Here is a 23,697-nt window from a genome sequence, read left to right as displayed (position 1 = left end):
CTTACTGGCCCCCCTTTTGAATATCGCGCACCAACGCGCTGAAGGTGGCAATTGGCATCGAGATGGTGGATGTGGTGGGTGGGGCAATGCCATGTTTTTTCAGCAATGCCGGAATCTGCTTCAGGCTGGCGGCGGTGATTCCCGTCACCATCCCATTGCTTACGGTCCAGGCCGCTTGCGACAATCCAACGGGGCTGGTAAATCCCAAATCGCTGACCGGGTAAAGCATCACCATCACCCGCTCCCCTTTTTGGAAATAGCGTGCGTGGGGAATCAGCATGGTGCGCCCGTTCCACCGCCCGCCAAACTGCTTGATGGTGATGGTCATCGAGCCAGCCTTCATCACGTTGTTCTCAACGCTGAAAGTGGTGTAGGTGACGATGTCGCCCCGTTCGTCCAGCGCGCCGCGAACCTCGGTAACGCGCCCGGCAAAAATCGTTTCGGCCGATCGGACCATCTCCCGCAGCTCTATTGTTCGCACCTGCGATTGCGTGCGGGTTGTGGTTGCAAAACAGCAAAGCAGTCCAGAAAGGAACAGCAGATGCCAGCGGTGCAGTTGCCTCATAACGTAAACCTGTTGATTGTGTACCTGAAGAGTTGAAAGGGGCGGTAAGATAGGAAGAAGAGGATTGCGCGGCCAACAGCCGTTTGGGCGCATCCCGCCGCCGTCACACACCGATGCTACCATCGGCACTTGGTTGCGTATTTTGGCGGACATCAGCGCGGCACAGCGGGGATCAAGGATCACAGAGTGCGATGGCCCGCTGGTTGTTCACAGTATCTTCCGAACCACTATGAGAATTCTGGTAATCGAAGACGAAAAGAAGGTTGCCAACTTCGTCATGCAGGGATTGCGTGAGGAAAACTACGAGGTGGAGGTTGCCTACGACGGCGACCAGGGGCTGGAGAAAGCGTTGGCGGGGGAGTACGACGGCATGATCCTGGACCTGATGCTGCCAAAACGTGATGGCATCTCCTTGCTGCGCGAGCTTCGCGGGCGGGGGATCAACACGCCGGTGCTGATCCTGACGGCAAAAGGGACCACACAAGATAAGATCGTTGGCCTGGATGCCGGCGCCGACGATTATTTGGCCAAGCCGTTCCACTTCGAGGAACTGACCGCGCGCATCCGCTCGCTTCTGCGCCGAAGCGTCAGCGTGGAGAAAACCACGCAGCTAAAAGTTGGCGATTTGGTGCTGGACACCATCACCCACAAAGCCAAGCGGGGGAACACCGACATTGACCTTACCTCGCGCGAGTACGACCTGCTGGAATACCTGATGCGGAACTCCAACCGGGTTCTTAGCCGCTCGGTCATCACCCAGCACGTCTGGAATTACAACTTCGCCACCGACTCCAACTTGGTGGATGTGTACGTCAACCGCTTGCGCCACAAAGTGGACCCGCCGGACCAGCCGCGGCTGATTCGCTCCATCCGTGGGGTTGGGTATATCATGCGGGAAGCCGAATCGGAGGGGAATGAACCCCAGGAGGATGAACGTTGAGCCTTTCGCTGCGTGGCCGCCTTACGCTATGGTTCGGGCTGGTGATGGCCCTCTCGATCGGCATCTTCGGCACGCTGATCTACACCTCCATCTCCACCGAGCTTCGCACCAGCCTGGACCTTTCGCTGGAGCGGATGATCAACTCCATTGTGTTGATGATCCGGACCCAGGGGGAAAAGGACCAGAAGGAGAAGAAGAGCAGCGCCGCCAGCATAAAAGAACGCTCCAACGACACCGCAAAGGATGCCCTGGAGTTCCTTCGCGATGGCGACTCGCTTCGCCAAGATTCGCTGCGCCGCGCCGCCACCCCGAAGCCCCTGCCGCCAGCCACTGCCGAAGCCGAAAAAATTGTTTGGACGGAGATTTACGAGCATATCGTTCTGAACCCGCGCAACTCCCTTATCCAGGTGATGGATACCGCCGGGACGATCGTCTTCCGTTCCAAAAATCTTGGAGCCGATTCGTTCCACATCGAGCAAGATTTTTTGCGGCTGGCGGTGGATACGATTCCCCGGTACACCACCATCTACCAAGCGGTGCTGGACACCACCAGCGGCCCGCAGCCGATCCGCATTGCCGTTGCCCGAACCCGCTCGGCAATTATCGTTGTTGGCTATCCGCGCAACGAGGTCCAATCCATTTTGGAGCAATTGTTCAGCACGCTGCTGCTGCTTACGCCGGTGATGTTGGTGCTTTCCATTGTTGGCGGATTTTTCCTGGCCAAAACATCGCTTCGCCCGGTGGACGCAATCACCCGCACGGCAAAGGAGATCACCGCGTCGAACCTTTCGCGGCGGCTTCCGGTCCCGAACACGAACGATGAAATCGCGCGGCTGAGCGACACCCTGAACGACATGATCTCCCGCTTGGAAAGCTCCTTCGAGCGTGCCAAGCAGTTCAGCGCCGATGCCTCGCACGAGCTTCGCACGCCGCTGACGATCCTGACCGGCGAAATGGAGCTGGCCTTGCGCTCGCGGAAAACCCCGGCGGAGTACCAGGACGTGATCTCTAGTGCCTTGCAGGAAGTGCTGCGGTTGTCGCGCGTGGTGGAGTCGCTGCTGCTGCTGTCGCGGGCCGATGGCGGAAGATTGTCGCTCCATGGCGAGCCAACCAATCTTACCGAAATGCTTGCCGACCTTGCCGACGCAGCCAGCATCTTGGGGGGGCAAAAAGATATCTACATCACCTTCCGCGCCAACGAGGATTTGACGATCGAGGCGGACCGCGCAAAGCTCTACCAGATGTTCCTGAACCTGGTGGATAACGCCGTGAAATACACCCCCGAAGGGGGGATGATCTCCCTGACCGTTCACCGTGATAAAAACGTTGCCGAGGTCCGCGTCCGCGACACCGGAATTGGAATCAGCGGCGAGCATCAGAAAAAAATCTTCGACCGATTTTACCGCGTGGATAAAGCCCGCAGCCGCGAGATGGGTGGGGTTGGGCTGGGGCTCTCAATCGTGCAATGGACCGTCCAGGCCCACGATGGGGATATCCGTGTGGAGAGCGAGCCGGGGCAAGGAAGCACCTTCGTTGTGCGGATCCCACTGCTGAACCCAACGCCCCAAAACGAGGATATGGCGATCACGCCGCCGCGCCACCGCACGCTGGCGCAAACCTTCGACGTAAAACGCCTGCTGAAAAAAACGAAGGGGAGCGATGAGGAGAAGAAAGGGAAGGAACCCGCAGCCGAAGAGCCGAAGCCGGTAACGGAGCCGCAGGAGAAGGCCGGGTAAGGGAATCATTTGACGCAGGTTCAGACCAACAACCGTGGATATATTGCCCCAACTCACCATGCGAATTCTTGGCGTTGATCCTGGAACACTCATCACCGGCTACGGCGTGATTGACCATGAGAATGGCCGGCTGAGCCTTGTGGACTACGGCATTATCCGAATGCATGCATCGGACACGCTTCCGCGAAGGTTGGAAAAAATCTACACCGGATTGGAGCGTGTGATCGAGTCCACCGCGCCGGATGAGTTCGCGATTGAGTCGGCATTCTATTCCAAAAATGTTCAATCCACCCTGAAACTGGGCCACGCCCGTGGGGTGGCAATCCTTGCGGCGGTGCTGCGCCAGATACCAACCGCGGAATACGCCCCGCTCGAAATCAAGCAAGCGGTGACCGGCAGCGGCCGTGCAACGAAGGAGCAAGTGGAGTACATGGTGATGGCGATGCTGAAGATGGACCGGAACGAGCACCTGCTGGATGCCACCGACGCGCTTGCCACAGCAATCTGCCACAGCACCCGCGCACTGCGCCCACAACGCGGCGGGCGCAACTGGGAAAACTTCATTGCGGAACACCCAGAAAAAGTGGTGGTAAGAAAAAAGAAGTAGGGAACCGCCGCTGCGCACCAGCCGCGATTCAATAACCGATAACTAAAACCCAATTCCCGACAACCGATCCCAAATGGAAATACTCACTGATTTTCTCCACACGTTCACCACGGCCGAGGGATTGCGCGAGTTTGTGCGCGCCGGCGAAGTGGTGGCCTACGTGGTGCTGTTCATCATCATTTTCTCCGAAACCGGTTTGCTGGTTGGCTTCTTCCTCCCGGGCGATTCGCTTCTGGTGGTGGCTGGGTTGCTGGCCAGCAGTGGGGACCTGAACATCTTCTACCTTATTGGCTTGCTGATCCCGGCCGCAATCATTGGCGATGCGGTGGGGTACAACATTGGGCTTCGGGGGGGGCGGCGGCTGATGAACCGCCCAAACAGCAGGTTCTTCAAGAAGGAGCATTTGGTGAAAACGCAGGAGTTCTACCAGAAGCACGGGGGGAAGACGATTGTGCTGGCGCGGTACATCCCCATCATCCGCACGTTTGCGCCGGTGGTGGCCGGCATGGCCCAGATGCCGTACCGCACGTTCGGGCTGTACAACATCGGCGGCGGGATTCTTTGGATCCTTTCCACCACGCTGCTGGGGTTTTACTTGGGCCGCCTTGTGCCAAATATTGACCGCTATCTCCATTTCGTGATTGGGATTGTGATCTTCCTTTCCATCCTCCCCCCAATTATTGAGTTCGTGAAGCACCGGCGGCGGAAAGGGAAAGCGGTGGCGGACGCAGCCGGGGAGTAAGGCCGGGGCATAATGAGATCAGGGTGGAGGGAATGATCCGATCATTCCCTCCACCCTGATTGTTTCTGTGCCGGTTGCTTCTTGCAGGAAGTTCGCTGGCTTCTTACAACTTCACCTCCAGCCGAATCGCCAGATCTACCCGCGCTTCGATTCGTGGGAAGAAGCCGGTCCCACTTTTGGGAAGGCTGTACCGCTGGATAACATCAAACCGTGGCTTGGTTTTGACGGCTTCGGAGATCAGCAAGGCCACCTCCTCCGGCACGGTGATGATATGCGGCCGCTTGTAGTATTCCTTCACCACAACGTTCTCATACCGCCCCAGCAGGTGCTGCTGCTGCTCCCCCTCGAACCGCAGGTAGAACTCCACGAACGCGAACTCCGCATCCTCAATCGAAGGGCTTCCCACCAGCGTATCCACCCAATATCCCACCTGATAGAGCTTCGCGCTTTGGATATCCTCCATGTTGTCGCGATAGACGGAGTAATCCAGCAGGTTGACGAAGTCGGTGGTGGTGTCGGGGGCCTGGCGGTTGCGCCAGCTGAACTCCATATTAATCGGCAGCTGCATGGTGAAGGTGTCTAGCGAACTCAACGAATCGCACCCGCTGAAGCCAATGATGGAAGTAATCGCAGCAACGGCGATTGCGGCCATTGCAACGCCGCGAACAATGATCGTTTTCATGGTTGGCTCCGTGGTTATGGTTTGATGGTGGATGGGTCCAACGGTGCGGCGCTCTCAAGCCCCCACTGTGCCAGCCAAATCGTGATCCCACCGGAAAGCACCGGCTGCGCTGCAACGGCCATGTCCAGATGGAAATCGGCAATGCCGGCGCGGTAGCTTCCCCCGGCCACAAGGCGGAAGGAGTTCAGCGATTCGAACGGCATGGTGATTGGGGCGTTGCGGCGGATTTCTTCGTAGGCACTCACTTGCGCGTCGGATGGGTCCAGCGGCTCGCGCACGGCGGCGAAATCCCCGCTGATCGTCTCGAACTGCGTTCCCCCCATCACCGTGAAACCGCCTTCCCACGACTTGCTGTAATGAATCCCCGCCGTGACCCCGGTGGCGCTGGCGGTGGAACTCCAATCAAACAGATGGAGCGAGGCACTTGCGGCCAGGGCCATGGTTTTGTCGTCGCCGAAAATGTTCATCCAATGGTCGAATTGTTGTGCAATTCCGAAGCCGAGGTAGAGGATGGAGCGTTCCCGTTCGGGGATTGGGACGGCGCGGATGCGAAGCTCGGTACGGGTGGGCGCGCCAACAATCAGTTGGATGTTTGGCAGGCTGGGCATGATGCCGATGTCGTGCCCTTCGGCAAAGCCGACGGTTCTGCAGAAATCGGATTCGCCGGTTCCTTGCGGGACGCTAAACGCTGGGGTTGCAATGCTTCCGTAGTAGGTCGGTTGCCGCACTGCGCCGCTGATTCCGCGGGTCAGCGTGCCGCTCCGCAGCTCGGCGGTTTGCGCGGCTGTTGGGTCCGCGTAGCAATCGGGAAGCTGGGCCGAAAAAGTTTTGTGCGATTCCGGTATCACCATCCACGGGCTGCTGATGTCCAGCCCGATGCTCCATTGCGGAGCATAGCTGGCGCGGTGGTAGATGTTCGATGCGAAACCTTCCTGCAACGTTGTCAGCACCGGCTTGAAGTATCCAGCCGCGCTTTGCGAAGTGAAGATGTTGAACTCGCGTTCCACCTCTAACGGTGGTTGCGCGGTTGCCATGCTAACCGCCAGCAGCACTCCCACTGCCAGCGCCGCACTCCGATGATGGTTGTTCATAAGCTCTTGTCAGTAAGCGGATTATGAGTAGTTGATTTCCTCCAAGCCCGTTGGCAACCAAGCCGCCAACAGGCTTGGAATCAAAGTATCGGAACGGTCTTACGAATCGGCGGGGAAGGTCTTACGTGTCTTACGAGGAGTGGAGAATGCGCCAAAAAAACTGCGCGAAGGCGGGAAATGATGATGATTGGCAATCAGATGATTGGTAATGAGAAGAGCCGACCATTGGCCGGCTCTTCTCTTCCGTTATCTACCCTGTGATTTCGGGAAGGCTTTGGAGTTGCTGCGTCGGATTACTCGGCCACGATGATATTCCAATCCATCGAGGCCGGGTCAATGGCCGATGCGGTGGCGTTGAAGAATTTCAGCTCGACGGTGTTCGCCGCCGAAACGCGGACGTAGCTGATAATCAAGCCATCGGGAAGCGCGCTGGCTGGCGAGATTGCGGCAATCGCCCCGGTTGCCGCGCCGGTAACGGTAAAGGTCTGGGTTAGGCTTGCGCCCGCGCCCACCGAGCCAACGTCCACCGTCACGGTCGCCTTTGTCAGTTTTATTCCCCACGACATCGTGCCGCCAGTGGTGCTAACTAACATCTGCCCATTCGATGTTGGCGCAGCATTGGGAAGGGTGTAGGTGGTGTTGGCTGCCATGGTGGCTGCGGCTTTCAGCGCGGCGTAGTTTGCGCCGCCGTAGGTTAGGCTGCTGTTGTTTTCGTACAACCGCAACTCCTTTGCTGCTCCATCGGTGTTCCCAACCCACAGGTTCACGTCGTTGAATGCGGCGATGTTGGTTGTTGCGCTTAGGTCCACGGTCCCCGCTGCCCCGGCATCGCGCCCGCTGAAGCCGAAGCTGCGGCTTGACAGCTTCAGCCGCGTGCCGCCAGGAATTGCGGAACCGCGTCCGGTGATGATATTCCCCAGCCCGCCGCCAATGCTGCTTTCCTGCCCTCCAACATCAATCGTGTTGGCGTTGCCGCCAAGGATTCCGTTGTCGGTGGTGCCGGCTGTGCTGTTGTGGTAACCGCCCCCAACCACCGAGCGCGTGCCCCCGGCAAAATTCCCCAGCCCGGTAACAACTCCATTTTCTATTCCATCGGCGCGATTGCTATCGCCACCAACCACTGCGCTGCTGTAATGGCTGATTGTTCCGGTGATGGAGTTTGCGGAGCCGCCGCCGATAAACCCCTGCTTCCCGCCAGTAACGCGATTGCTTTGCCCGCCAACAATTGCAGAGAGGTCCTTATCCACCCTGTTGCCTAACCCGCCCCCAATCACGCTGTAGTTGTTGTTGGATATGGTGTCCCCATCGCCAGCGCCGATGAAGTTATAATGGGGGGAGATTGATGTCCCGATGATGATGTTATTCCTGCCGGAAACAATGGCATTGGACTCGCCATTCACTTGATTGTGGAAGCCAGCACCAACAAAGGATCGGCGGTCGGCATTGTTCTCTTGGCCCGCGCCAATAAAGGCGGCAAGCCCATACGCCTTGTTCTTGCTTCCAGCAACGATTCCTGCTTCATCGCCCGAGATGGTATCGCTGATGCCTGCGCCAATAAATGCGGCCGAGGTAGCAGTGATGGCGTTGTTCTGCCCGCTAACAATGCCGCTACTTCCCGACGACCCAGCAATGCGGTTTCCCGAGCCTGCGCCAATCACTGAGTGGCCTGCGGTGATGCTATTCGCATTGCCCGCAAGGATTGCCGAGTTGCTAGCAACGCCGATTACGCCATTGCCGACAACGTTGCTTTCCCCGCCGCCAATAAATCCTTGATGCGCCCCGGTGATGCTGTTGTTCTGCCCGCCCATAATGGCCGCCATTTGCCCAGTGCTAACGTTGTTGTTGTTGCCGGTGAACACCCCAGAATATGTGTACCGAGCTTTGTTGTTCTGCCCGCCGCCAACAACCGAGCGGTTCCCCGATGCCAGATTCCCATCGCCGCCGCCAACAGTCGCCAAATCTCCGCTGGCGGTGTTGTTCTGCCCGCCGCCAACCGTTGCCAACTCTCCACTGGCGGTGTTCGATAGCCCGCCACCGATAAAGCTATTTGATCCCGATGCAGTGTTGTCCCATCCTCCAGCGATTGTTGCATAATCTTCTGTAGCCTCATTGCTTCGTCCTCCGCCCACCGTTGAAAAATCCTCCGATGCAAAGTTTGAAAATCCGCCACTGGCTGTTGCAAATTCCATCAATGCCCTATTGCCGGATCCTCCGCCAACTGTTGAAGCCCGCTCCGATGCCCTATTGCCGGATCCTCCGCCAACTGTTGAAGACTCCCCCAATGCCTCGTTGTCCTGTCCTCCAGCGATTGTTGCATATAGCGCCAATGCGCTATTGGTGATCCCTCCACCAATTGTTGTATACATCCCCGATGTCTCATTGGTGCTCCCTCCCGCAATTGTTGAAGACTCCCCCAATGCGTCATTGCCGGATCCTCCGCCAACTGTTGAATAGTCACTCAATGCCTTGTTGTTTTCCCCTCCACCCACCACTGACCACCTTCCTAATGCGCTGTCCTCAACTCCTCCACCCACCACTGCATACACGTTCGTTGCACCGTTGTAAATGCCTCCACCCACCACTGAGCCATATTCTGCAGTATTGCCTAACCCTCCACCCACCATCGCATATGCCGATGCGGTGTTCCCTTGCCCCCCACTTACGGTCGCATACGGGCGATCTGATGTTGTGCCTGCATTATTCCCCGCACGGTTGTTACGACCACCACCCACCACACCATAGTCATCTGTTATGCTGTTCACAGCACCACTAGCCCCGCCGCCAGCAATAACCCCACCTACCACACCAGTAGTAACGCCGTTCCCGCTAAACCCGCCAATGATGTTCGGGCTGGTGGCGTTTGGCTGAAGCCGCAATGCGCGCTGGTTGTTCACCCGGAAATCCACCGCCACGTTGTTGGTGGTCCCCATGAAGTTGGTTCCGTCAACAATCGTGCTGTTGCCGTCGGTGCGCCAGAAGGTTGCGCCAAGCGGCTGCCACGTTGGGGCGGTTGCCGGGCCGGTGCTGGTTAAAACATCACCCGCAGTCGAGCCGGTGCCGATCATCTTTCCCGATGAAACAGCAAGGTTAGCAAGGTCCGCATTCCCCACCTCGCCATCAGCGATTTTCGCGCTGGTGACGGCGTTGTTGGTGATGGTTGGGCTCGGATAGCTGCCAGTAAGATCACCCCCTGCCGGCCCGTTCGGCGGCAGGCTTGTGAACGCAATGTCCGCGGTGGTGATCGTGTTGTCCAGAATCTTCGCGCTCGTCACAGAGTTGTCAGCAAGGTCTGAAGTTCCAACGGCACCATCCAGAATCTTCGCACTGGTCACGGAGTTGTCGGCAAGGTCGGAAGTTCCCACAGCACCGTCAGCGATCTTCGCGCTGGTGACGGCGTTGTTGGTGATGGTTGGGTTTGGATAACTGCCAGTAAGATCACCCCCGGCCGGCCCGTTTGGCGGAAGGCTCGTGAAGGCAAGGTCCGCCGTGGTGATGGTGTTGTCCAGAATCTTCGCGCTGGTGACGGCGTTGTTGGTGATGGTTGGATTTGGATAGCTGCCAGTGAGATCGCCTCCGGCTGGCCCGCTTGGTGGAAGAGTTGTTGGGATCACCCCGGCGGCAATGTCCGCAGCGGTGATGGTTCCGTCCAGAATCTTCGCGCTGGTCACGGAGTTGTCGGCAAGGTCTGAAGTTCCAACGGCACCGTCGGCGATCTTCGCGCTGGTGACAGCGTTGTTGGTGATGGTTGGATTTGGATAACTGCCGGTGAGATCACCCCCGGCCGGCCCGTTTGGCGGCAGGCTCGTGAAGGCAAGGTCCGCCGTGGTGATGGTGTTGTCCAGAATCTTCGCGCTGGTGACGGCATTGTTGGTGATGGTTGGGTTGGGATAGCTACCAGTAAGATCACCGCCAGCCGGCCCGCTTGGTGGAAGAGTTGTTGGGATCACCCCGGCGGCAATGTCCGCAGCGGTGATGGTTCCGTCCAGAATCTTCGCGCTGGTCACGGAGTTGTCAGCAAGGTCGGAAGTTCCAACGGCACCGTCAGCGATCTTCGCGCTCGTCACAGAGTTGTCAGCAAGGTCAGAAGTTCCAACGGATCCATCAGCGATCTTCGCGCTGGTGACGGAGTTGTCGGCAAGGTCTGAAGTTCCCACAGCACCGTCGGCGATCTTCGCGCTGGTGACAGCGTTGTTGGTGATGGTTGGGTTTGGATAGCTTCCGGTGAGATCACCCCCTGCCGGCCCGTTCGGCGGCAGGCTCGTGAACGCAAGATCCGCGGTGGTGATGGTGTTGTCCAGAATCTTCGCGCTGTTGACGGCGTTGTTGGTGATGGTTGGATTTGGATAGCTGCCAGTGAGATCACCCCCGGCCGGCCCGTTCGGCGGAAGGCTCGTGAACGCAAGGTCCGCGGTGGTGATCGTGTTGTCCAGAATCTCTGCGGTGGTGACGGCGTTCGGCGCAAGCTCGCTGGTCCCGACTGCGTCGGATCCAATCTCGCTGGCGTTCACGGCGTTGGCCGCAATCTTGCTGGCGGTGACGGCATCGTCGGCAAGGTCCGCGTTGGCAACCGCGCCGTCGGCAATCTTCGCGCTGGTGATTGCGTTGGCCGCTACGGTTGGAGCCGGATACGTTCCGGTCAGGTCCCCACCAGCAGGTCCGCTTGGCGGAAGGCTTGCAAACGCAAGGTCGGCAAGGGTGATTGTTCCATCAAGAATCTTCGCGCTATTCACCGCGCCGTTGGCGATGTCGGCAGTGCTGATGGATCCGTCGGCAATCTTCGCGCTGTTGACGGCTCCCGGGGCGATCTGTGGGTTCGGATAGCTCCCCGTCAAATCTCCACCCGCCACGTTCCCAAGCGTTGGGAAATCCCAGACGATTGCCCCATTCTTCATCGAAAGCACCTGCCCGTTCTGCGCCCCCAGTTTGCTGATCTTCCCAGTGGTGACGGCTTGGTCGGCGATGTTCTCGGTGTGGACCACGGTCAGGCCAAGGTCCAGGTGTCCGATGCTCATATCTAAGATTTTCTTTCCATCCACAGCATCGTCATCCAACTGGCTCCAGCCAACGGAATTGAAGGCAAGTTTGTCGCGAGTGACCGCACGGTCGCCCAGTTTGCTGGTGGAAATGGCGTTGTCGGCAATCATGCTGTTGACGATGCCGCGCGGAGCAACCTCAAGGGCGACGTGTCCGCTGAACCCGCCCCCTTGCAGCCCGGGTCCGGCGGTGACGGCGGTGATGTCGCCATCGTTGGTTCCACCGGCGGGGTTGCCCCATTCAAGTTTGCCGTTGTTGTTGATGATGGTCTGTCCATTGGCGGCGCCGGCGTTGCTGATTTTGTTGAGGGTGATGGATCCATCAGCAAGGTTGGAGCTGCTGATTGCGCCGGCGGCGATTTTATCGGTGGTGATGGCTCCGATGGCAATTTTGGGAGCGGTGACGGCGCCATCGGCAAGTTTGGTGACGGTGATCGCGCCATCAACGACGGTGGTTGCCAGGCTGGCAGTGGCGGCGTTATCGGCGTGGAAGGCGAAGGGGACTTTTGCCAGCTGGGTTCGTGGCAGCTCGGTCCCATTGTTGATCGTCACCCCCAGATAAAGCTGCTGGTTGAACTGAAGATTGGCCGTGGCAAACGGAGTTACCGACCCGAGATAGACGTTGAACAACCCTTTGGAAAGGGTGACGGTTTGGGTTTCCTGCCACACCGACACTCCGCCGGTGTTGGTGGAATACAGCTGGAAGACCATGGAGTATTGGCCATCGGGGAGCGCGGCCCCGCCAGCGTTGGTGAGCAATCCCTGGTAGCTGATAGTGGTTGGCGTTTGCGCAATCGCGTGTGCCGAAACAATCAGCAGAAGAATCCCTGCTGCCAGCGAACTCTTCACAAGTGAGCTCTTCAGGATCGAAGAGCGTTGCTGCGTTGGACGTTGGTTTGCGAAAGACATGGCAATTCCCTCCCTTTGGTTGCAAAGGTTTTTTTATTGGTTCTCGGTCAGTGATTGATGTTCGGCTATTTGGGGAAAGGCCGTGGCTTATCCACTTCCCACCTTTCCGGTCAGCAGTGCGATTTGCTGGTCGCTTAGGCCAATGCTTCGCATAAGCTGAAGGCGCAATTCTTGTTCGTCCATTTCGGGGGCAACGGCGCGCAAGGTCTCCAGGAACTCGCGGTGCAACTCCATCAGCGATTGCTGCAACTGGGTGACGGCGGGTTCGCTTTGGTTCAGCTGTGCAAGGTTGTTGTTGGCTTCTTCCTCAATCTGGTTGATGCGTTGCGCGGCCTGCAGCACGGCATCCATGACGTAGCGGCGCAGCTTGGTGCGTTCCTCGGCATGATGCAGAAGTTGCTGTGCCAGCCGGGTCAGATCGTTATCCTGTGGTTGCATTGCCGTGCGTTCTTCTTACGGCAACAAACATAGGGGAGTAGCAAGCCGGTGGCGGTACTCAATTGGGGGGAGAATTGTACTCAGAGAGAGCGGCGGGCGGGGAGTGAGATTGAGGTGAGGTTTGCGTGGCTTAGATGGCTGCCAATACCGTGGTCAGGTTCACATCGGCCCCAAGCCCAAGTTTGCGGCGGATGCGGTAGCGGTGGTTTTCAATGGTTCGTTCGGAGCAGTGCAGCAGGTCCGCAATCTCCTTTGTGGAAAGATTTTGCCGCAGCAAAACGCAGACCTTTACCTCCATTGTGGTAAGCATTGGGTGAAGCTCGGCAAGCCGTTTGGCGGTTTCGGGATCGCCAATCTGTGCCGATTGTTGGGCCTCCTGCTGGTCGAATTTTTGCAGGACCAGGGGCAGGTCTTCGGTTTCGGCAACCCCAAGTTTTTTGCGGATGTGGTTGCGGTGCGCGGCGATTGCTTCCTCGGTAACGTTCAGGATGCTGGCAACTTCTTTGCTGGAAAGATTGATTTTCAGCAGCGAGCAAACGCGAAGCTCGGTTGGTGTCAGCGATGGGAAACGGCGGGCAAGGCTCCGCGTAAAATCGTGCTGCGTTTCGGCCAGCTTCCGCTCGAACATCTCCCATTGCCGTTCGTCGTGGGTGCGGCGGTCAATCTCGCCCAGCAATGTTTCCCCCAGCCCCCGCACGTTGGCCCGTGTCTGCTGCAGGATTGTCCGCACCTCCTGCTTGAACCACATGATTAGTTCATTTTTCTGCACCAGCTGCAATGCCATTCCCGAAAGTTCCGATTCGCGGTGGCGCATCATCATCTCTAACTGCTCATTCTTCAGCCGTAGCATTTCGGCCTCGTGCCGCTGGTGTTCCAGTTGTTGCTGCAACGTTAGCTGGCTTAAGCTCCGCTGGCTTTCTTCGCTAAATACCGTGGTGAAAATTCGGTGGTATTCCTGGTGATGCCACAACGCTTCGGCATATCTGCGGCGTTGTTGTAGCAGTTCGGAAAGTGATCGGTGCAAGTCGCACAGGTTGCGGTTTGTGCCAATCTTCTCGGCAATCTCAATCCCCTGCCGGTAGTGCTGCGCGGCCTTTGCAAAATCCCCTTGTGCCTGATGGATTGCTCCAAGCAGGTACAAATCCCTTGCCTGGCTTTGGGCATTCCCCATGGCGCGGTGCAGCTGCAGGCTTTGGGTAAGGTGCTTGGCAGCCTGGGCGTACTGCTGAAGATGGTAAAAGCAAAAACCAATGTTATGAATCGCGTTCCCCTCCGCTTGGTGGTTGTTGGTTTTGCGGGATAACTCCAAACTGATGGTGTGATACTCCAACGCCGGTTTGAAGGAGCCAAGATATTGATACGCCAACCCGATGTTGCTGCTGGCAATAGCAATCAGCCGCTCGTTGCCAAGGCTTTGCCCGGTGGCAAGTGCCTCGCTGAAGCAACGGAGCGCCTCGGCAGGATTATCAAGCTCATTGTGGACATTGCCCAAGCTCATCAGCACCGATGCTTCGGCCAGTGGGTCGGCATTGTGCTGGCGGCGAAGCTCCAACGAGCGTAGAAAATATTCCATTGCCCCGTGGTAATCCCCAATCTCCGTTCGCACCGCACCGATGTCGTTCAGCAGCACGGCAACCCCGCTTTGGCTGCCCAGGGATTCTTGCAGCTGCAACGCATTGTGGTAGCGGCGCAAGGCCTGGGGGAATTCGCCATGCAGGAAGTGGGCAATCCCCAGCTCGCGCTCGGCACGTGCAATGCTTTTCTGGTCGCCAATTGCCGTGGCATCTATCAGTGCGGTGGCGGCCAATCGGCGTGCGGATTCGCTGTCGGAGTAGCGAAGCTCGGTCGCCTGCTCCAGCAATTTCTGAATCTCCGTTTGGGTTAATCTTGGCTCCGGCTCCATCATGGCGGCAAAGATACGGGGGAGCCTGCGGATGCGGAAGAAGGGTGGGGGAATGGTTAGATTCGCATCCGTAAAAAAAACAGATCCATTAACGTTAGCGGTGCAGGCCAGCGTGTCCTTCTCGTACACATTCCCCCCTCCCTTCCAAACCGAAGGGGTGATTGGGCAGAAGCTCCCGGGGGCTGCGTGCTGTTCCCCGCTTTAATTTCCCGATACGGGATGGGCTTGCCCAACGTGCGAACGCGCTGCTTCGGGCCGCTGGCCACCAGCTTCCCCGCCCGCTGGTTTGCCTGAATCCCGCCGGAGGGTGGCCAACAAAACAATGGCCGACCGAGCAATACATTGCGCTTGGCCGATTGCTTGTTGAGCGGTTCGGAGCGCAGATTGTGGTGATGGGAACCCACCACGTACGCGCCGGCGGCGGGGCCATTGCGGCGGCGCTTGGCGGCGATGCAATCAACCTGATTGGCCGCACCAACATTGCCGAAGCCCTGGCCATCGTCCGCCAACTTCAGCTGATGGTAAGCGACGACGGCGGGCTGATGCACCTTGCTTGGACCAACGGCATTCCAACTGTTGCACTCTTTGGCGCAACCCGCTCGGCATGGAGCCGTCCTTGCGGCGCGCACGCCCGCTGGTTTGGTAGCGAGGATCTGCCGTGCGGGGCCTGCATGAACCCCACCTGCGCCCGTGGCGACCGGCACTGCCTGGAACGAATCAGCGTGCAGAAGGTGATGGAAACTGTGAAGGAGATAGTGCCGAGGGATCGGTAATCTCCGCTACATTTGCTGGCCGACGGCTCCCCGGCATTCAACAATTGATTCCCAACAACAGACAACCGATTCCCGATTCCCGATATGGCGCAACAGAAAGATTACTATCAGATTTTAGGCGTGGCCGAGACGGCAACCGAAGAGGAGATCAAGAAGGCGTATCGTGAGATTGCCAAGAAGCATCACCCCGACCGCAACCCGGGCAACAAGGAGGCCGAAGAGAAATTCAAGCAGGCCAGCGAAGCCTACGAGACGTTGGGCGACAAGGAGAAGCGAAGCAAGTACGACCAGCTGCGGAAGTTGGGGGCAATGGGATCGCGGTTTGGCGGCGGGCGCGGCGGCTTCGGTTTTGGCGATGCCGGAACCACCACCACCAGCGACGACATGAGCTACGAGGAGTTCATGCGGAAATTTGGCGGCAAAAACCAGCAAGGGCGCGGCCAAAAAGCCAACACCTCCTTCAACTTCGATGACATCTTCGGCAATCTGTTTGGCGGAAAAAAGAAGGAGGAGGAGAGCGACGAACCGCAACCAACCGACGATCCGTTCTTCAAGCGGAAAGGGAACGATGCCTATGTTGAAGTAACGATCAACCTGGCGCAGGCACTGCTGGGAAGCCGCATTCGGGTGCGAACTCCATTGGGGAAACGGGTGACGGTGAAAATCCCGCCAGGCATTGATCCCGAACGCCAGCTTCGGGTCCCCAGCATGGGATATGCCGAGCTGAAAGAGCTTGGCGACCTGTACATCCGCGTCCATCTTGCAATGCCAAAAAATCTTACCGAGGAGCAGCAAGAAGCAACACGCCAGTTTGCTGCATCGCTTGGGCTGAAGTGGTGACGCGGGGCCGCGGCCACTGGCGGGGCGCACGTGCCCCATTTGCCGGTGGCCACTTGGCTGCAACGGATAACTCCAACCGGCCAGCTTCCCGCCTCCGTAGTTTTTCCGTAGTGATTTTCAAGCAATTCTGCACGATAGTTGTTGCGCCAATCGGGAAATGGTAAGTTTCCATCGGGCTATCAGCTTGGCTGGCAGTGTCTCAATCGAATTGAAAGGCGCATCCGATACTGGTGCGCACCGTCCGAATCGTTCGGCCATGGGCGTTTTTGCCAACACTCATTATTCAGGGGAACATCACACGTATGAAACCGATCCGCTACCTTCTTGCGGCCATGCTGCCGATTGCAGCGTTGCTGCTTGCTTCCTGCCAAGACGCAACCGCGCCGGCTGCCATTAAGGGGAACGTTATCGCTATCGAGAATATCCTGCTGGCTCCGGTGGTGGTAAAAATCAACGGAGTAGCCGTCGGCGTTGTGCCTGCCGACACCACGGTGTTTATCCAACGTGGCTGGTTGGATAAGTCGGTCGAAGTGGATTGGCAGCTTGTGCAGCCGGTGGAGAATGGAAAAACGTTGGGGGACTCAATGGGGGGAATCTTCACCGATTTAGGGCTGAACGATGGCGACACCGCGCTCTACTCCATTGACGCAGTTGTTGGATCCGGGGCATCTACCATCCTTTTCTTTGCTCCGTTTATCACCAACAACTCCACCGCCCCAATGCAGGTGGGGGTCAACATGGAAACAACGGTTGAGAACCGCACGGACGTTGTGGTCCCCGGCGGCACACAGGCCCGGTATATCGGCTACTATTTGCTGGTTCCGAACACGAACATCCGGGTGTATCGCCCCGAGACGGCCTACAATCCGCTCCTGTTTTTGGATGTTGAGTTCGGTGTGGATTTTGACCTGAACGACATCCCCCTAAGCGGAGCGGGAGAGGTTATTTTTGACACCCCGCCACCGCGCACGCAATCGGGGGATGTTCCGGCGGGTGTGATGGCTCCCACCGAAGGAAGCAGCCACGCAGGGGTTGCCCCGCCGATGCAAGCCGGCCAACGAATGGCCAACGGATATATCTGGGCCGGCAACGACCAACCGCTACGCTAAAGCACCGAAGCCGCGCCAACGAACAATCACATTTCACACGCAATCACACAGCCATTATGATATTCCGCTACAGCCTTTCATTGCTGATGCTTGCCGCCGTGGTGCTTCCGCTCCAGGCACAAGAAGACGTGCTCTATCCCTATCCATCGAAGGCCTCCGCCTACTTGTTGGGGATCGAGGTCGGCCCCAACTTCTCCCTCTTCTCCCAGGACATCGCCCTTTCCCCAATTGATAATCGTACTTCCCCAAACCGAGCGTTGGAGTCGGGGAATGGCCTCGGCTTTTTTGGTTCGCTGATGGCCGAGGTCCCGCTGACCGATAAAATTGGCTTGCAAGGGAAGGTGGGGCTTGACTACAAACGCTTCGCAATGGATGGAAGCGGGATTGCCGATTGCCCCGACAACCTGCAAAACCCGTTCGACACCGTGGCAATGGATGTTGACCAAACCGTCTCGACCCTCTATTTCACCAGCGGCCTCTTCCTTCGGTTCGATGTCGCCAATGATCTGTTTATCACCGCTGGCCCGGTGCTTCATCGCTGGTCCAAAAGTGCGAACATCTCGACGGGGTTGGAGATCACCTCACCCGGGACCTGCGTCTTCACCGCAAATGGACAGAAGAGCATCGAGACCGAGGCGACCGACGAGACCTCGTTCAACGAATCACGGTTGGGGCTGGAGGCTGGCGTGGGGATGCGGTTCACCATTGGCGAGAATTTGTGGCTGACCCCGGCACTCCGTTTCCAGTTCATGCTGGACCCCCTGGCCCCCGACGGCATTGGCGGCGTTGATGATTTCCGGCGCAACACCCTGGGCCTGCTCAACATGAATTTCACCGACCGGGCGTTGAACGCGCTCCAGTTGGGAATTGGAGTTTGGTGGAAACCATAACGCCGCGCAAAGAATCACGAAGGCCCGATGGAGTATCTGCTCCATCGGGCCTCAGTTTTTTTGCTCCTCTTCTCGGTGTTGAAACTGAAACCACCCCGACTCAACCGGGGTGGCCACTCCAGTCACGCGTTTATTCCGCGATTGGCGTTTCCACCACGATGTCAACGATGCGGCAGTAGAAACGGCCCTCGGGAAGATCGTTGCTGAACAGCAGCTGGCTTTCGCCAAGCCCTTGCGTGGTGGGCTTGGTTCCGGTAAGTGCCGATGCCACCGCCGCTGCACGATCTTGCGAGAGTTTCTTGTTGGTTGCCGGGTCGCCAACGCGGTCGGTGTGGCCGGTGATTGTTACGGTGGAGTTCAGCGTCACGCGCCCTTTCACGAACTCCAAAATTCTCCGGTTCGCTTCGCCAATTTCGGCCTTCCCAAAGTCAAATAAAATCAGGCTGTAGCGGCCGATTTCTTTGTCGGCAATCCGTTCGCGCCGCTTCCGTTGGATAGTTACCAAATCGGTGGGGATCGAGGCCAGCGGCGTTGTGGCGATGTTCCCATCGGAATCCTCAACCTCTAACTGGTAATCAATCGGAGACGGAACTTTGGGGGTGCGGCTTTGGTCCTCATCAATGCGCCAATCAAGCTGCGCCGGCAATGGACCTTCCCCGCTGAACTCCTTCAACGTGCGCCCCGCTTGCGATGCCGTCATCCGCCAGCGGGCCACCCCGGTTGCTGGCTGCGCGCTGGCGCGGAAACGCACCACCGGAGGGTTCGCCGTGCGAATTGTATCGCTGGTGAACACCGGTTCCAGAATCGCAGGGTTATCGCTGTAAAGCTCCACGCGGCGGTTCTCCACAATGCCATCGGGTTCGGCAACGTTGCTTGGTTTGTCGGGAAGGTTCCCGGCTTCAACCGGCATTCGCGCCATCTCGATCCCCCAAACGTTGTACAGGTACTCGCGCACGGCAAGCGCACGATTGCGCGACAGCGTGGTGTTCGCTTTTTCCTCCCCTTCGTCGGAGTTCCTTCCAACAATCCGGAGCGTTGCGGTTGGGTTCTGCAGCATCCGCCTGCCGACGATGTTGAGCAGCTGGTGATAGGTCTGCAACACGTCAAGGTAGTGCAGGCTTTCCACGCTGAAGGCGCGTGCGTCGGACTCTTCAATCATGGCGTAGCGTTCCGGAATTTCATCCGAGTTTTCGTCGAAGAAAACGTAGTTCAGCAGCGGGCGGAGTTGGGACCCTAAGCTTTCCTCAACACGCACCTGCACCACCGGCTTTTCGCTTCCGTCGTTGAACAGCCCGGTTGCTTGCACGGCGGCTTCAATGGGGGAAGTGCTTGGCTTGGAAGCAGGGGTTTCGATGATATTTCCCGGCCCATATTTCAACGCCAGCCCAACCCGAAATGTGACGGATTGATCGGGGTCCAGGGTTGGCGAGTTCACAAAGTCAATGTGGTACGCTGCTTCCGGGGCCAGCACCAGCGAGCGGGCAATGGGGATGTCGTAGCTAAGCCCAGGAATCGCACTGATTGCTGGCGAAGCGTTACGAATCCCCCCTGCTTGGCTGTTCCGTTCGGTGGTTCCGTTGGTGAAGACCGCGCCCGCCGGGGCAATCAACCGCTCGGTGTAGTTGGCACCCCGCTGGATGATGAAACCGAACTGCGCCCCCAAATGGATATTCAGCGGAATTGGAAATGGCCGGATCATCAGCTGCGGTTCAAGGCTGATTGCCCCAATCGTGAAGTCGAACGAGTGCTGGCTGATGGCATCCACCGTGCTGTTGTTCTCCACGGCGTTGCCGATGTTCTCGGTCTCTTGCTTCTCATCCCCCATGGTGACGTACCCCAGCCGAAGCATCGCCGCGAACGATTGCGAGAGTGGAACCTGATAAAGGAGGCCCGCCGTCCAACCTTGCGAATCGCCATCGGAGCCAAGCGTGCTGCAGGTAAGGAAGTTGAAGGCATCCCCGCTTGACTCGTGGCCTACTATGCCGCCATAGATTCCGAACGCGTCGGTCTTCCAATCGCGAACCTGCTGGGCTGGGGTTGGGGGGGCTTGTTGGGCTGCGGCATGGAACGTTCCGCCGCAGATTGCCGCCACCACCAACGCCGCGCACGCCCCACGTGTTGTTTGAATCCACTTCATTGCTTGATCCCTCCTTGTTACTTCAGGATGATGAGTGATTCCGTTGCTTGGCGCGACGGTGTGGTAAGCACAACGCGGTAAATCCCCGCCGAAAGTGTGGCGGGAAGGGGGATGCTGCGGAAGTCCCCGCCCGGGCGTTCGGCTGCCGAGATGGCCTGCCACCGCACGGCATAGACCTGCGTGCCGGCGGCATCGAACACTGCAAGAGTTGTTTCGCCGCGTTCGGCTGTCAGCACGTCAACAACCGCGCCGCCGTGGGTTGGGTTCGGGGTGATTTTGGCGATGCCAAATCCTCCGGCGTTTGCCAGCTGGCGCGGACCCCCCACAAGGCAAAGCGGGTCAATCGTCAGGCTCCCGTTGCGTGTGGAGAGTGTTGGAAGCAGGCGCCCGAAGGTTGCTCCTTCAAAATTCAAGGCCGTCGTCACGGAGTCTCCCAGAAGCACCGCCCCCACAATCTCACCAAGCGTTGCCCCGCTTTGCAGCGTTGGCGCGCCGATGATGGTGATTGTCAGGGTTCGCCGTTTTGGCCCAACCCCGGGCGCGGGGCCGGGATCCAGCATCGCAGTGGTTCCGCTTCCGGCCGGGGTTGTGAATCCGGTTGCGCGGAAGCAGTTGGCATTCACCGAAATGCGCAGGGTGATGGTGTCGGGAAGGCAGCCGGTGCTGAAGCCATTTGCCGCATCAATCCGCACCGGAATGTGGAAGTTGCGATCGTGCGGATCCGCAACCGTGTCGGGGAGTGCCAGCGAAAGCGACGGGCGAACCACGTTGATGGTAATCTGTGCGGTGTCGCTGCATCCGGCGTTGCTGGTGGCCACCACTTGGTAGGTGGTGGTTGCCACCGGGCTTGCCACCGGGTTGGCGACGGTATCGCTGCTAAGCCCCGCACTGGGGGACCAGCGGTAGCGCGCCCCGGCCGCAACCTGAAGCTGCGTGCTTGCCCCGGCGCAAATGGTGTCATCGGCAGCGATGATGGTTGCCGTGGGCCTGGGGTTCACCACGATTGTCACGCTGGCAGTATCGGTGCAGCCCAAACCATTGCGGACAATCAGTTGGTAGGTTGTTGTTGTTGTTGGCGTGGCGATTGGGTTGGCGACGGTATCGCTGCTTAGCCGGGTTGCGGGCGTCCATTGGTAGGTGATCCCCACCGCCCGTTGCGTGCCGATTTGGATTGCATCCCCGGCGCAGATGGTGTCGTCCTGGCCTGCGTTGGCCACCGGGCGGGCATCCACCCGAATGGTGACTTGGTCAATAGTTGAGCACCCCTCGGCGTTGGTTGCCGTCACGGTGTAGGTGGCACTTCCGGGCGTTGTCAACGTGAGGAACGGCTGCGCGGCGGCTGTGTCGCTTAGCCCCACTGGTGGGGTCCATCGGTAGGTTACTCCGGCCACCGGAGCAACCCCAAGCTGAACCGTCCCATCGGCGCAGACGTTGGTGTCGGGGCCGGCGGCCGATGCCGGAACTTGCCGCACGGTGACGGTGACGGTCCCGCTATCGGCGCATTGGTCGCCGTTCCTGACGGTTAGGGTGTAGGTGGTTGTTGCCGTTGGGTTGGCGATTGGATTGCGGATGTTGGGATTGCTTAGCCCGGTTGCTGGGCTCCATGAAAACTGCGTCCCCGCAACGCTGGAAGCGGCCAGTTGGAATTGGTCTCCGGCGCAAATGGCGGTGTCGCGTGGCATGGTGATGTCGGGCGGGGGAACCACCGTCACCACCACCGTATCCAGCCGCACCGTGCAGGGGGAGAAAGGGCTGGTGACGGCAACGATATACTGGGTTGTGGCGGTTCCGCTGAAGGTTGGCGCGGAGGTGTCGGCACGATCAAGGCCTGTGGCCGGGGTCCATTGGTAGGTGTAGCCCGGGCGCGCTGGCGAGCCAAGCTGCGCCGTTGCCCCGCGGCAGATGCGGCGGTCTGGGCTGGCGTAATCTGGCTCGGCCACGGCCTCCAGCACGATGTTCGGCAGTCCAAAAAAATTCGCCCTTGTTCCAGTCAGCACAAAGCCATTATCAACGTAGTTGCTGGCCAGGCCCAACTCATCGGGGCAAGTAATTACGCCAAGCTGTGGCTGCGAAACGCGCACAACGTAGATGCGTCCGTCGGGGCCAATCTGCATTGCCCCAAGCGGGTTAGCGGAAGCCCCAATCGTTGTGCGCGAGCCAAGAATTGCGGCGGGGTCGGGGTTGTCAAGGTTGTATTGCTGGATATTCACCCCCCCGGCTATCCATCCGGTGTTGATGTACAGCCGCCGGCTGTTCGGCGAGAAGCTCACGCCGTAGTGCTGTTGGTTGCTGTCCAGCCGCGCCACAAACGTCACCGCGCCGGTTGTTTTATTGAAGCGGAACAGCTCGGCCACAAAATTTTCGTTGGCCATGGCAATCCATTGGCCATCGGGGGAGAACTTCATCTCACCACGGGTATCGAACCGGTCCTGGGCGTAGACGCCGCTTTGCCGGATTGGGGTTCCAACATTGGAAGTCACCCCGCCGATAATCCCGGCAGCGGTCAAGTGATAAGCATAAAAAGCGTTGGTTCCGAACTGATGGAACAGAATCCAGTAGCCGGTTCCGGCGGCATCTTGCGTTGCTGTCACTTTTTCGCAAAGGGTGTCCCCGGCGGGCCTTCCAGGGATTGCCGGAAGCGGTTGGCGGATCTGCCCTGGTTCCAAATCCCCCAGCCCCCCTTGCAACGTCATGTTCACCACCGAGACCTCGATGCTGCGGGTTGGGTCCGCTTCCTGCGGAGTGGTGAACACGTAGTAGCGGTCGGCGTTGGAAAGATCGGGAACGGCCAGCGCGGGCTGCGTGCTGGAGGGTTGCCCCCCCAACGATCCGCCGGGCATTGCCACGTTGTTCCGGTTAAAAACTTGGATGCCATTGGTGTAAAACAGCAGTTGCCCGGTTGTGCGGTTGCAAATAACGGCGGTTCCTTCGCTGGCATTCAAGCCGTTGGTGGTGATCTCCACCGGGGCGGTTGGCGTGGCTGGCGGGATGTTGAAATCAATCCCGGCACGTTGCCCAAACATCCAGATATTGGTTTCGCGATTCTGGGCGGTGGATAGCTGTGCCCATGCCAGCATCAGAAGGAAAAAAGCGGCAGATCGTCTGAACATCGTTCCCATACAGTGCTTCCGGTTAATGGTCTCTGCTTGCGGAAAACCTTGCGGTGGCCGTGCCAACCGTGTGTTCGGCGTTGAACCTACTGCCAACAGCTAAAATTTTCCTAACAATTTCTTGGCAGCACGAGGTGTCGGGCAAAAAAACTTTGGGAAGGGAACGGCTGCGGTTCGGTTCCCGATTACGAT

Annotated in this window: 16 protein-coding genes; 8 read left to right on the top strand and 8 right to left on the bottom strand. The window is 58.5% G+C overall.

Translation table 11 applies throughout. The features are described from left to right. Nucleotide 1: 1 nt before the first annotated feature. Nucleotides 2–565 carry a hypothetical protein gene (locus IPM61_03800; protein MBK8910431.1) on the bottom strand — a complete coding sequence of 188 codons (564 nt, stop codon included), beginning with the start codon at nucleotides 563–565 and terminating at the stop codon, nucleotides 2–4. 229 nt (nucleotides 566–794) lie between these two features. On the opposite strand from IPM61_03800, the gene IPM61_03795 reads away from it, so the two are divergent. From IPM61_03795 to IPM61_03780, 4 genes are all read left to right on the top strand, one after another. Continuing rightward, nucleotides 795–1,505 (top strand): response regulator transcription factor, encoded by a 711-nt coding sequence (locus IPM61_03795; GenBank protein MBK8910430.1) that lies wholly within the window; start codon nucleotides 795–797, stop codon nucleotides 1,503–1,505. Then, nucleotides 1,502–3,241, top strand: a complete 1,740-nt coding sequence (locus IPM61_03790; protein MBK8910429.1) for a heavy metal sensor histidine kinase — start codon at nucleotides 1,502–1,504, stop codon at nucleotides 3,239–3,241. The genes IPM61_03795 and IPM61_03790 overlap by 4 nt, the downstream gene beginning before the upstream one ends. A gap of 34 nt (nucleotides 3,242–3,275) precedes the next feature. After that, entirely contained in the window at nucleotides 3,276–3,848 is a 573-nt protein-coding gene (ruvC, locus tag IPM61_03785) for a crossover junction endodeoxyribonuclease RuvC (GenBank protein MBK8910428.1), read from the top strand. Between the two features lie 73 nt (nucleotides 3,849–3,921). Next, a complete protein-coding gene (locus IPM61_03780) occupies nucleotides 3,922–4,590 on the top strand; it encodes a VTT domain-containing protein (GenBank protein MBK8910427.1) in 669 nt (222 codons plus the stop codon). 103 nt (nucleotides 4,591–4,693) lie between these two features. Here IPM61_03780 and IPM61_03775 read toward each other — a convergent pair whose 3' ends face one another. From IPM61_03775 to IPM61_03755, 5 genes are all read right to left on the bottom strand, one after another. Further along, on the bottom strand, nucleotides 4,694–5,272 hold the full coding sequence (locus IPM61_03775; GenBank protein MBK8910426.1) for a hypothetical protein: 579 nt from the start codon (nucleotides 5,270–5,272) through the stop codon (nucleotides 4,694–4,696). 14 nt (nucleotides 5,273–5,286) lie between these two features. Then, entirely contained in the window at nucleotides 5,287–6,363 is a 1,077-nt protein-coding gene (locus tag IPM61_03770; GenBank protein ID MBK8910425.1) for a hypothetical protein, read from the bottom strand. Nucleotides 6,364–6,656: 293 nt separating this feature from the next. Further along, on the bottom strand, nucleotides 6,657–12,245 hold the full coding sequence (locus IPM61_03765; protein MBK8910424.1) for a hypothetical protein: 5,589 nt from the start codon (nucleotides 12,243–12,245) through the stop codon (nucleotides 6,657–6,659). 147 nt (nucleotides 12,246–12,392) lie between these two features. Beyond that, nucleotides 12,393–12,743: a hypothetical protein gene (locus IPM61_03760; GenBank protein MBK8910423.1), complete on the bottom strand. Its 351-nt coding sequence runs from the start codon at nucleotides 12,741–12,743 to the stop codon at nucleotides 12,393–12,395. Between the two features lie 130 nt (nucleotides 12,744–12,873). Then, nucleotides 12,874–14,775: a LuxR family transcriptional regulator gene (locus tag IPM61_03755; protein MBK8910422.1), complete on the bottom strand. Its 1,902-nt coding sequence runs from the start codon at nucleotides 14,773–14,775 to the stop codon at nucleotides 12,874–12,876. Between the two features lie 32 nt (nucleotides 14,776–14,807). Here IPM61_03755 and IPM61_03750 point away from each other — a divergent pair, with 32 nt between their 5' ends. From IPM61_03750 to IPM61_03735, 4 genes are all read left to right on the top strand, one after another. Continuing rightward, nucleotides 14,808–15,419, top strand: a complete 612-nt coding sequence (locus tag IPM61_03750) for a glycosyltransferase family 9 protein (GenBank protein ID MBK8910421.1) — start codon at nucleotides 14,808–14,810, stop codon at nucleotides 15,417–15,419. Between the two features lie 84 nt (nucleotides 15,420–15,503). Then, nucleotides 15,504–16,259 (top strand): J domain-containing protein, encoded by a 756-nt coding sequence (locus IPM61_03745; protein MBK8910420.1) that lies wholly within the window; start codon nucleotides 15,504–15,506, stop codon nucleotides 16,257–16,259. Between the two features lie 302 nt (nucleotides 16,260–16,561). Further along, nucleotides 16,562–17,368 carry a hypothetical protein gene (locus tag IPM61_03740; protein MBK8910419.1) on the top strand — a complete coding sequence of 269 codons (807 nt, stop codon included), beginning with the start codon at nucleotides 16,562–16,564 and terminating at the stop codon, nucleotides 17,366–17,368. A 56-nt stretch (nucleotides 17,369–17,424) separates the two neighbouring features. Continuing rightward, nucleotides 17,425–18,258 carry an outer membrane beta-barrel protein gene (locus IPM61_03735; protein MBK8910418.1) on the top strand — a complete coding sequence of 278 codons (834 nt, stop codon included), beginning with the start codon at nucleotides 17,425–17,427 and terminating at the stop codon, nucleotides 18,256–18,258. Between the two features lie 130 nt (nucleotides 18,259–18,388). Here the strand turns inward: IPM61_03735 and IPM61_03730 are convergent, their stop codons facing one another. Beyond that, entirely contained in the window at nucleotides 18,389–20,395 is a 2,007-nt protein-coding gene (locus IPM61_03730) for an OmpA family protein (protein ID MBK8910417.1), read from the bottom strand. 17 nt (nucleotides 20,396–20,412) lie between these two features. Further along, on the bottom strand, nucleotides 20,413–23,505 hold the full coding sequence (locus tag IPM61_03725) for a hypothetical protein (GenBank protein MBK8910416.1): 3,093 nt from the start codon (nucleotides 23,503–23,505) through the stop codon (nucleotides 20,413–20,415). Nucleotides 23,506–23,697 lie beyond the last annotated feature (192 nt).

It is taken from the genome of Chlorobiota bacterium (assembly GCA_016710285.1).
Taxonomy (GTDB): Bacteria; Bacteroidota; Ignavibacteria; order OLB7; family OLB7; genus OLB7.
The sequence above is the reverse complement of the archived record's forward strand: the minus strand, read 5'-3'. Positions and strand labels throughout refer to the sequence as shown.

Excerpts from the sequence above, each read along its gene's own strand:
- IPM61_03800 (MBK8910431.1), bottom strand. The coding sequence starts at position 565 with ATGAGGCAACTGCACCGCTGGCATCTGCTGTTCCTTTCTGGACTGCTT.
- IPM61_03795 (MBK8910430.1), top strand. The coding sequence starts at position 795 with ATGAGAATTCTGGTAATCGAAGACGAAAAGAAGGTTGCCAACTTCGTC.
- IPM61_03780 (MBK8910427.1), top strand. The coding sequence starts at position 3,922 with ATGGAAATACTCACTGATTTTCTCCACACGTTCACCACGGCCGAGGGA.
- IPM61_03775 (MBK8910426.1), bottom strand. The coding sequence starts at position 5,272 with ATGAAAACGATCATTGTTCGCGGCGTTGCAATGGCCGCAATCGCCGTT.
- IPM61_03770 (MBK8910425.1), bottom strand. The coding sequence starts at position 6,363 with ATGAACAACCATCATCGGAGTGCGGCGCTGGCAGTGGGAGTGCTGCTG.
- IPM61_03760 (MBK8910423.1), bottom strand. The coding sequence starts at position 12,743 with ATGCAACCACAGGATAACGATCTGACCCGGCTGGCACAGCAACTTCTG.
- IPM61_03745 (MBK8910420.1), top strand. The coding sequence starts at position 15,504 with ATGGCGCAACAGAAAGATTACTATCAGATTTTAGGCGTGGCCGAGACG.
- IPM61_03740 (MBK8910419.1), top strand. The coding sequence starts at position 16,562 with ATGAAACCGATCCGCTACCTTCTTGCGGCCATGCTGCCGATTGCAGCG.
- IPM61_03735 (MBK8910418.1), top strand. The coding sequence starts at position 17,425 with ATGATATTCCGCTACAGCCTTTCATTGCTGATGCTTGCCGCCGTGGTG.
- IPM61_03730 (MBK8910417.1), bottom strand. The coding sequence starts at position 20,395 with ATGAAGTGGATTCAAACAACACGTGGGGCGTGCGCGGCGTTGGTGGTG.
- IPM61_03725 (MBK8910416.1), bottom strand. The coding sequence starts at position 23,505 with ATGTTCAGACGATCTGCCGCTTTTTTCCTTCTGATGCTGGCATGGGCA.